The sequence below is a fragment of the uncultured Megasphaera sp. genome (assembly GCF_958350005.1).
In the GTDB taxonomy this organism is placed as follows: Bacteria; Bacillota; Negativicutes; order Veillonellales; family Megasphaeraceae; genus Megasphaera.
Window position 1 is genome coordinate 1 of the sequence record NZ_CATWFF010000097.1, and the last position, 7797, is coordinate 7797.

The 7797-nt window shown below is 49.9% G+C and carries 8 protein-coding genes; all 8 read left to right on the top strand.

Annotation, left to right across the window (positions count from 1 at the left end; translation table 11 throughout):
• Positions 1-74 precede the first annotated feature (74 nt).
• Entirely contained in the window at positions 75-1364 is a 1290-nt protein-coding gene (gene prdC, locus Q3886_RS06770) for a proline reductase-associated electron transfer protein PrdC (protein WP_301860508.1), read from the top strand.
• 49 nt (positions 1365-1413) lie between these two features.
• Entirely contained in the window at positions 1414-3330 is a 1917-nt protein-coding gene (prdA, locus tag Q3886_RS06775; RefSeq protein ID WP_301860509.1) for a D-proline reductase (dithiol) proprotein PrdA, read from the top strand.
• Positions 3331-3360: 30 nt separating this feature from the next.
• Positions 3361-3648: a CBO2463/CBO2479 domain-containing protein gene (locus tag Q3886_RS06780; protein WP_301860510.1), complete on the top strand. Its 288-nt coding sequence runs from the start codon at positions 3361-3363 to the stop codon at positions 3646-3648.
• An 18-nt stretch (positions 3649-3666) separates the two neighbouring features.
• On the top strand, positions 3667-4392 hold the full coding sequence (prdB, locus tag Q3886_RS06785; protein WP_301860511.1) for a D-proline reductase (dithiol) protein PrdB: 726 nt from the start codon (positions 3667-3669) through the stop codon (positions 4390-4392).
• A 33-nt stretch (positions 4393-4425) separates the two neighbouring features.
• Positions 4426-5163 (top strand): proline reductase cluster protein PrdD, encoded by a 738-nt coding sequence (gene prdD, locus Q3886_RS06790; protein WP_301860512.1) that lies wholly within the window; start codon positions 4426-4428, stop codon positions 5161-5163.
• 14 nt (positions 5164-5177) lie between these two features.
• Positions 5178-5648, top strand: a complete 471-nt coding sequence (locus Q3886_RS06795; RefSeq protein WP_301860513.1) for a glycine/sarcosine/betaine reductase component B subunit — start codon at positions 5178-5180, stop codon at positions 5646-5648.
• A gap of 69 nt (positions 5649-5717) precedes the next feature.
• On the top strand, positions 5718-6737 hold the full coding sequence (locus Q3886_RS06800) for a proline racemase family protein (protein WP_301860514.1): 1020 nt from the start codon (positions 5718-5720) through the stop codon (positions 6735-6737).
• 12 nt (positions 6738-6749) lie between these two features.
• Positions 6750-7655 (top strand): sulfite exporter TauE/SafE family protein, encoded by a 906-nt coding sequence (locus Q3886_RS06805; protein ID WP_301860515.1) that lies wholly within the window; start codon positions 6750-6752, stop codon positions 7653-7655.
• Positions 7656-7797: the final 142 nt, after the last annotated feature.

Consider the following 7797-nt stretch of genomic DNA (forward strand, 5'->3'; position numbering starts at 1 on the left):
ATTCTATCTATATCATTCAATTATTCACGCATGGTATAATGATCATGTAAAAAGAAGAAAGGAGGTGACAGTTTATGAAAAAGATTGTATTGCCATTAAAACAACATGTAGGCGGGCCGTGCAGCCCGATTGTACAGGTTGGCGATGCTGTCCAGCGGGGACAGCTCATTGCAGTGCCCAAGGGATTGGGTGCCAATCTTCATGCCAGCTATTCCGGGACGATTGCGGAAGTTACAGATGATCACATCGTTATCGACGCAGCAGATACGCAGGATTTTTCCTCGTATGTACCCATTCCGGAATGTGCTACGAAACTGGAAGCCATTGCAGCTGCCGGCGTAGTTGGTGCAGGCGGTGCCGGATTCCCGACAGCAGTCAAGCTGAAGACGGAAATTCCCAATGGTGCGTTTATCGCCAATGCAGCAGAATGCGAACCGCTCCTAGCCCATAATATTCATCAAGTAGAACATCATGCGGCACAGCTGGTACGCGGTGTAAAATACTGCATGGAAATCACAAAAGCGCCGAAAGGCTATATTGCGATTAAACCAAAGCACCGGAAGGCTGTCATTGAGCTGATTAAGGCGACGAAGGACGAACCGAATATTGATGTGTTCCGGCTGCCTGATATGTATCCGGCCGGAGACGAACGGGTTATTGTCCGCGAGGTTCTGGGCATTACTCTCGAACCGGGACAGCTCCCAGGCACAGTCGGCGCGTGCATCGACAACGTGGAAACGATTAAGCATATTGTCGAAGCCATTGAAAACCGCAAGCCCGCCATTGACAAGGACGTGACCGTATCCGGACGAGTACAGCATAAGGAATCTGTATTTGTCGATGTTCCTATTGGCACACCGGCAAGAGACTTGCTGGAACGGGCCGGCGGTTTTGTGGAACCGCACGGAGAAATCGTCGTCGGCGGGCCGCAGACCGGACGCCGGGGCAGCGAAGACTCGCCGGTTACGAAGACGAGCGGAGCCTTTTTGGTAGCTATGCCATTCCCGCAGGAAAAACGAGACGTTGGCATTTTGATTTGCGAATGCGGCGGCTCGGAAGAACGGCTGACCCAGGTTGCGGAAAGCATGGGCGCCAAAGTCGTTGCCAAAGAGATGTGCAAGCGCATGGTTGAAGTAAATGGACGATACAGATGTGGGCTTCCGGGTGTATGCCCGGGGCAGGCAGAAAAAGTCATTGCTCTCAAGAATGCGGGAGCAAAAGTGCTGGTAGTCGGAACTTGCTCGGAATGAACGAACACCGTCATGGGTGTAGCTCCTAGGTTAGGAGTTCCGGTTTATCATCATACTGACCACGTACTGCGTGCTGATGGTCACAGGCTGTATCGCAAACTTCCCACCAAGTAAGACGTATATCATGAATTGTGAAATTGCGTACAATGTAGGAGGTACTTATATGTCGATTACAGCTGAAACGGCGAAAGAACACGCCAAAGACCCAGCAGTATTGTGCTGCCGTGCCGAAGCTGGCACTGTATTACAGTCCTCTAATCTGGAAGATCCCAATATCTTCCCGGATTTAGAAGATTCTGGATTGCTCACCATTCCAGATAATGTTTTGAAGATTGAACAAGTTCTTGGGGCAACCTTGAAAGTAACAGCTGATTCCCTCGTTCCCCTGACTCCGGATATGCTTGACGGCGTAAAAGCTGCTGAAGAAGAAGCTCCGGCTGAAGCTCCCGCAGAAGAAGCGGCAGCTCCGGAACCGGCTGCAGCTGCACCGGCAGCACCGGTCGCTCCGGCAGCATCGTCAGTCGTAACGGCTGGCGGCACTGTGAAGATTCACATTGCCGAAGGCAAGGGCATTGACCTGGAATTTCCCGTCGGCATCGGCGGTGTAGCGGCTCCGGCTGCTGCAGCACCGGTTGCAGGCGCTCCGGCAGCGGCATCTGTCCCGGCTGCGGCAGAAGTTCCGGCAGAACCAGCTGCACAGGAAGAAAATGCTGTTAAAGTTCGTGAACTGCGTCATGATCATTTAAAGATCGAAAAAGTCGTATTCGGTGATGAAACGAAAATCGAAGGTACGACCTTGACGATTCGCAAAGATGGTATTTGCGAAGAAGCCGTAGATTCACAGGAACTGGTAGAAAAGCTTGAACTGGACATCATCACGCCGGACCGGTATGGTGAATACAGCAACACGATTATGGACGTACAGCCTATTGCCGTTAAAATGGAAGGCGAACTTGGCGAAGGCGTTACCCGTGTGCTCGACGGCGTTATCTTCATGGTAACCGGTACGGACCATAACGGCGTACAGATCGGCGAATTTGGTTCCAGCGAAGGCGAAATGGACAAGAACATCATGTGGGGCCGTCCGGGCGCTCCGGATAAAGGCGAAATCTTTATCCGCACGAACGTCACGATTAAAGCTGGTTCCAACATGGAACGTCCAGGTCCCTTGGCGGCTCATCGGGCATCGGATCATATTTGCGAAGAAATCCGCCAGGCCATTAAGAAAGCTGATGAATCCCTCGTAACAGAAAAAGAAGAAATCGTTCAGTATCGTCACCCCGGCAAGCCGAAAGTCGTTATCGTCAAGGAAATCATGGGTCAGGGCGCTATGCATGACAACCTGATTCTGCCGACGGAACCGGTAGGCACGTTGGGTGCAAAACCGAATGTTGACTTGGGCAACATGCCGGTTATGCTCAATCCGTTGGAACTCGTAGACGGTGCTATTCACGCACTGACCTGCATTGGGCCGGCATCGAAGGAAATGTCCCGTCATTACTGGCGTGAACCTCTCGTTCATGAAGCCATGAAAGATGACGAAATCGACTTGATTGGCGTTATGCTCGTCGGTTCGCCGCAGGCTAACTCCGATAAATTCTATGTATCCAGCCGCGTAGGCCAGACTGTAGAATGCCTCGGTGTTGACGGTGCTATCGTCACGACAGAAGGCTTCGGCAACAACCACGTCGACTTTGCTTCCCATATCGAACAGATCGGCAAACGGGGCGTCAAAGTCGTAGGTGCTTCGTACTGCGCCGTTCAGGGTGCTCTCGTTGTCGGCAACCAGTATATGGGCGCCATGTGCGACAACAACAAGTCGAAGCAGGGCATTGAAAACGAAATCTTGGCCAACAACACGCTGTGCCAGGAAGATGCCATCCGCCAGCTGGCTATGCTCAAAACCCTTATGGGCGGCGGCACCATTAAAGCAGCTGAACGGAAATGGAATCCCAACGTTAAGCAGAACAACATTGAAATCATTGAAAAGACGACAGGCCGCAAGATTGACCTCGTAGACAATGAACAGGTTCTGCCGAAGAGCAAGAAACGGTTGGAAAAATATGAACCGGAAGACTAACAGTCTGTCTGGTTTAAGGAGATGATACCCATGGGCACTGAACATGAACTGAAATATACGTCCAGTGAATGCATGTATGAAGGCATTATCGTGGAAGTCCACGACGGCGGTGTCGTTATCGACTTAAAAGGACGTCTGGGACAGCTTCGCATTCCCAAACGGATGATCATTTCCAACTATGATCTGAAAGTCGGTCAGGAAGTGGGATTCCTTATGTCCTACCCTGAAGTCTTCGATGAAGAACCGGTGCCGCAGTACGTTCGCGCTATTGAACGGCAGCGGAAAATCATGGAAGAACGTAAACAATCGGAATCGTAAGAGAGGAGAATCAGCCTTATGAGCTTAACAGTATTCGAAGGCCTGCAATCTGAGATTTATGTGCCAATTACACCTAAATCCATTTTCACGCCTGTTACCAAACCCCTGAAAGAAATGCGCATTGCTCTGGCTTCTGCCTGCGGCGCGCACTTGAAATCAGATAAACGCTTTAACCTTGCTGGCGATACGTCATTCCGGGTTATTCCCGATAACACGCCAACATCGGATTTGATGATTTCTCACGGCGGCTATGACAACTCTGACGCCAACCGTGACATCAACTGCATGTTCCCTCTGGACCGTCTTCATGACCTGGTCAAAGAAGGATTTATTAAGGAAACAGCTCCCTTCCATTATGGCTTCATGGGCGGCGGCGGCGACCAGACCGCATTCCATGACGTAACGGGCCCGGAAATTGCCAAACAGTTAAAAGCAGAAAACGTCGATGGCGTTATTCTGACCGCCGGGTGAGGCACTTGCCACAGAACTGCCGTGATCGTGCAGAGAGCTATTGAAGAAATTGGTATTCCTACGATTATTATTGCCGCCCTGCCTCCTGTTGTAAGACAGAATGGTGCGCCTCGTGCAGTTGCACCGCGCGTTCCCATGGGCGCCAATGCTGGTGAACCGCATAACATTCCGATGCAGCTGGGTATCGTCCGCGATACGCTGCAGCAGCTGGAAGATATTCAGACGCCGGGCAAGATTGTTCCGCTGCCGTATGAATATATTGCGCATATTTAACAGTATCGCATAGTGTATAAAGCAGGTGGGAATATGAACGGAGAACCTTTGAAGATTCGTGTGTTCCACATGCAGGAAGTGACCCTGGGCAGGCACGTGCGCGTCGAAGCCGACAAGCTCGTCGTGCCGGCTGTCCTGGATCATGAATTTCCGCATATTGAACCTGTCAACGTTCAAATCCTGCCGCCGCATGTCCGTGACGTTCAGACCAATACGATTATGGATGTTATTCCCATATCAACAAAAGTATTGGGAACTATTGGTTCGGGAATCACGCATACCCTTACAGGGGTATGCGTGGTTTTATGCGGCGCTATACGGGATGGCGAGCAAATGCATGAATTTGGTTCCAGTGAAGGCAATCTTCGCGAGACGATGAAAGCCAATCGTGCAGGAACACCGAAAGATACAGATTACATCATTTTATTAGATGTGACGGCCAAACGGGAATGTACACTTACAAGACAGCTTTGTATGGATATGTTTTCCCTGGCAGACACCTTTATTCAGACCATACGGGAGCAGCTGAAAGTATTGGACGGAAAAGAGGCTGCTGAAACCCATGTCTATGAAGAACAGTCACACCCGGGCAAGCCCCGCGTAGCCTTAGTCAGGCAGGTAGCCGGACAGGGAGCCATGTATGATACGATGGTATTCCCCAAGGAACCCAGCGGATTTGCCGGCGGACTTTCCATCATCGATATGAATAATATGCCTGTGTTGCTGACTGCCAATGAGTTTCGTGACGGCGCACTGCGCGCCATGGTATAGGAAGAGGTGGGCCTATGGGAATTGGACCGTCAACGAAAGAAACATCGAAGCATTATTTTGAAGATCCCTTGGTAAAGGCTTTTGCCGGCGATCCTGATATTGATTTCTGCGGTGTTATCGTCGTAGGTACGCCACAGGATAACCGGATGAAGCATCTCGTAGGGCAGCGTACGGCAGCGTGGCTGAAAGCCATGGCCTGTGACGGCGCCGTCATTTCTGCTGATGGCTGGGGCAACTCCGACGTAGATTTCATGAATACAATGGAGCAGATTGGCCAGCGGAATATCAGCATTGTAGGGCTAAAATTTATTGGCAAGCAGGCGAATTTTGTCGTTGCCAATGAGTATACACAGCAGGTGCTGGATATTAACAAGTCGGCTGAAGGGATTGAAACGGAAGTTGTAGGAGAAAACGCAATTGCTCATATTGATGCTGTCAAGGCCTTGGCAGCGATCAAACTGGTAATGCGGAAAGATAAGAAATAACCTTCTAATGTGCAAGACGTTCGTGACTATGACTGACAGGTGTCAGTTATAGAAAGGAGGCATTATATTATGAAATTTTCGAAAATGATTGCAGCCATTGATTCGCACACAGCTGGTGAAGCAGCTCGTCTGATTATCGGCGGTGTTACAAAGTTCCCAGGCAAGACGATGGCGGAAAAGAAGATTTACCTGGAAGAACACAATGATACGCTGCGGAAAACGCTGATGCTGGAACCGAGAGGTCATCATGACATGTTTGGCGCCTTCATATGTGAACCAGTTCACGAAGAAGCCGATTATGGCATCATTTTTATGGATTCGGGCGGATATTTAAACATGTGCGGCCACAACACGATCGCTGCCATGACCGCTGCTGTTGAATGCGGCTGGGTCGACGTTCCGGAAGGAGCGAAGGAAGTAAAGGTCGTTCAGGATGCACCGGCCGGCGTTATTCACGGAACTGTATATTTAAAGGAAAATTATGAAGCAGACCATGTATCCTTTGAAAACGTAGAATCCTTCCTGTATAAAGAAAATGTAGCTGTTCACGTTCCTTCTCTGGGTAAGGATATTCACTGCGATATTTCCTTTGGCGGCAGCTTCTTTGCCATCCTTCCGGCAACGGAAGTAGGCATGGATATTTGCCCGCAAAATGCCAGCAAGTTTGCCAAGATCGGCATGGAAATCCGCGATGCTGTTAACGAACAGGTAGAAATTCAGCATCCTACGCTGGCTCATATTAAGACTGTCGATTTAGTCGAATTTTACGGCCCGGCCAAGAGCCCTGATGCAACGTTCCAGAACGTTGTCGTATTCGGTGACGGCCAGGTTGACCGCTCTCCCTGCGGCACCGGCACAAGTGCCAAAGTTGCTACACTCCATGCCAAAGGAGAACTGAAGGTCGGCGAACACATCATTTACGAAAGCATTTTAGGTACGAAGTTTAAAGGCGAAGTGCTGCGGGAATGTGAACTGGCCGGCCGTAAGGCAATTATTCCCCGCATTTCCGGTTCCGCCTCTATTGTGGGATTCAATACGTTCCTCATCGATCCGAAGGATCCCCTGGGCGATGGATTCTTGTTGGGATAGGGGGAATGACATATGATCGTAACAGCACTGTTAGGTTTATTAGGTGTGTTATTCCTGTTCTTCCTGATCGTATTTATTCGGGATCTCATTGCAGTTCGTCATGAACCGAGTGAAGAAAGTATCCCTGCTTTCGGCATTATCGGCTTGATTGCCAATTTCTTTGATACCCTGGGGATTGGCAGTTATGCGCCGACGACGGCCATGCTGAACGTAGCCAAACAGGTTAAAAACGATAAGAAGCTGCCGGGGATTCTGACTGTCGGTTGTACCGTTCCCGTTCTTACCGAAGCATTCCTGTTCATTCAGAGCGTAGAAGTAGAGCCGGTTACGCTGTTTGCCCTGATTATTTCTTCGGTTATCGGTGCAGCTGTAGGCGGCAAGCTGGTTACGAAACTGCCGGAACAGAAAGTACAGCTCTATCTGGGCATTGCTCTGGTACTGACAGCTTTTGTCATGCTGGGCAAGCAGCTGGGACTCATGGATTTCCTGAGTGCCGGCAATACGGAAATTGGCCTGAGCGGCGTTAAGCTGGTCGTAGCTGTTGTCTTTAACTTCATCTTCGGCGCCCTCATGACGATTGGCTGCGGATTGTATGCACCCTGCATGGCCATGATTTACATGCTCGGTCTGAACCCGCTCGTAGCATTCCCGGTTATGATGGGGTCCTGCGCAGCCCTCATGCCTGTTGCAGCCTATGAATTTATCAAAGCTCGCGACTATGCTCCGAAAGGATGCCTGGCCATGGCTATTGGCGGCGTCATTGGTGTATTCCTGGCGGCTAAGCTGGTTACCAGCATGGATTTGTATGTCCTGACCTGGCTGGTTATCTGCGTCGTCCTGTACACTGGCGTTATGTACGTCCGTCGTAGTACGAAGAAAAAAGATACCTATGTTGCCGCACAGGGTACGGATCAATAGCAGAATGTAAACGAAGAGTCTGGTAATTTTGAAATGTAACAGAATTATCAGGCTCTTTTTTATCAGAAGTTGAAAAAATAAAAGTCAACGGAGAATAGGTTGTACAGTATAAAAAGAAGATGTTATAATGAAGTCAATTATT

Excerpts from the sequence above, each read along its gene's own strand:
- prdA (WP_301860509.1), top strand. The coding sequence starts at position 1,414 with ATGTCGATTACAGCTGAAACGGCGAAAGAACACGCCAAAGACCCAGCA.
- Q3886_RS06780 (WP_301860510.1), top strand. The coding sequence starts at position 3,361 with ATGGGCACTGAACATGAACTGAAATATACGTCCAGTGAATGCATGTAT.
- prdD (WP_301860512.1), top strand. The coding sequence starts at position 4,426 with ATGAACGGAGAACCTTTGAAGATTCGTGTGTTCCACATGCAGGAAGTG.
- Q3886_RS06795 (WP_301860513.1), top strand. The coding sequence starts at position 5,178 with ATGGGAATTGGACCGTCAACGAAAGAAACATCGAAGCATTATTTTGAA.
- Q3886_RS06800 (WP_301860514.1), top strand. The coding sequence starts at position 5,718 with ATGAAATTTTCGAAAATGATTGCAGCCATTGATTCGCACACAGCTGGT.
- Q3886_RS06805 (WP_301860515.1), top strand. The coding sequence starts at position 6,750 with ATGATCGTAACAGCACTGTTAGGTTTATTAGGTGTGTTATTCCTGTTC.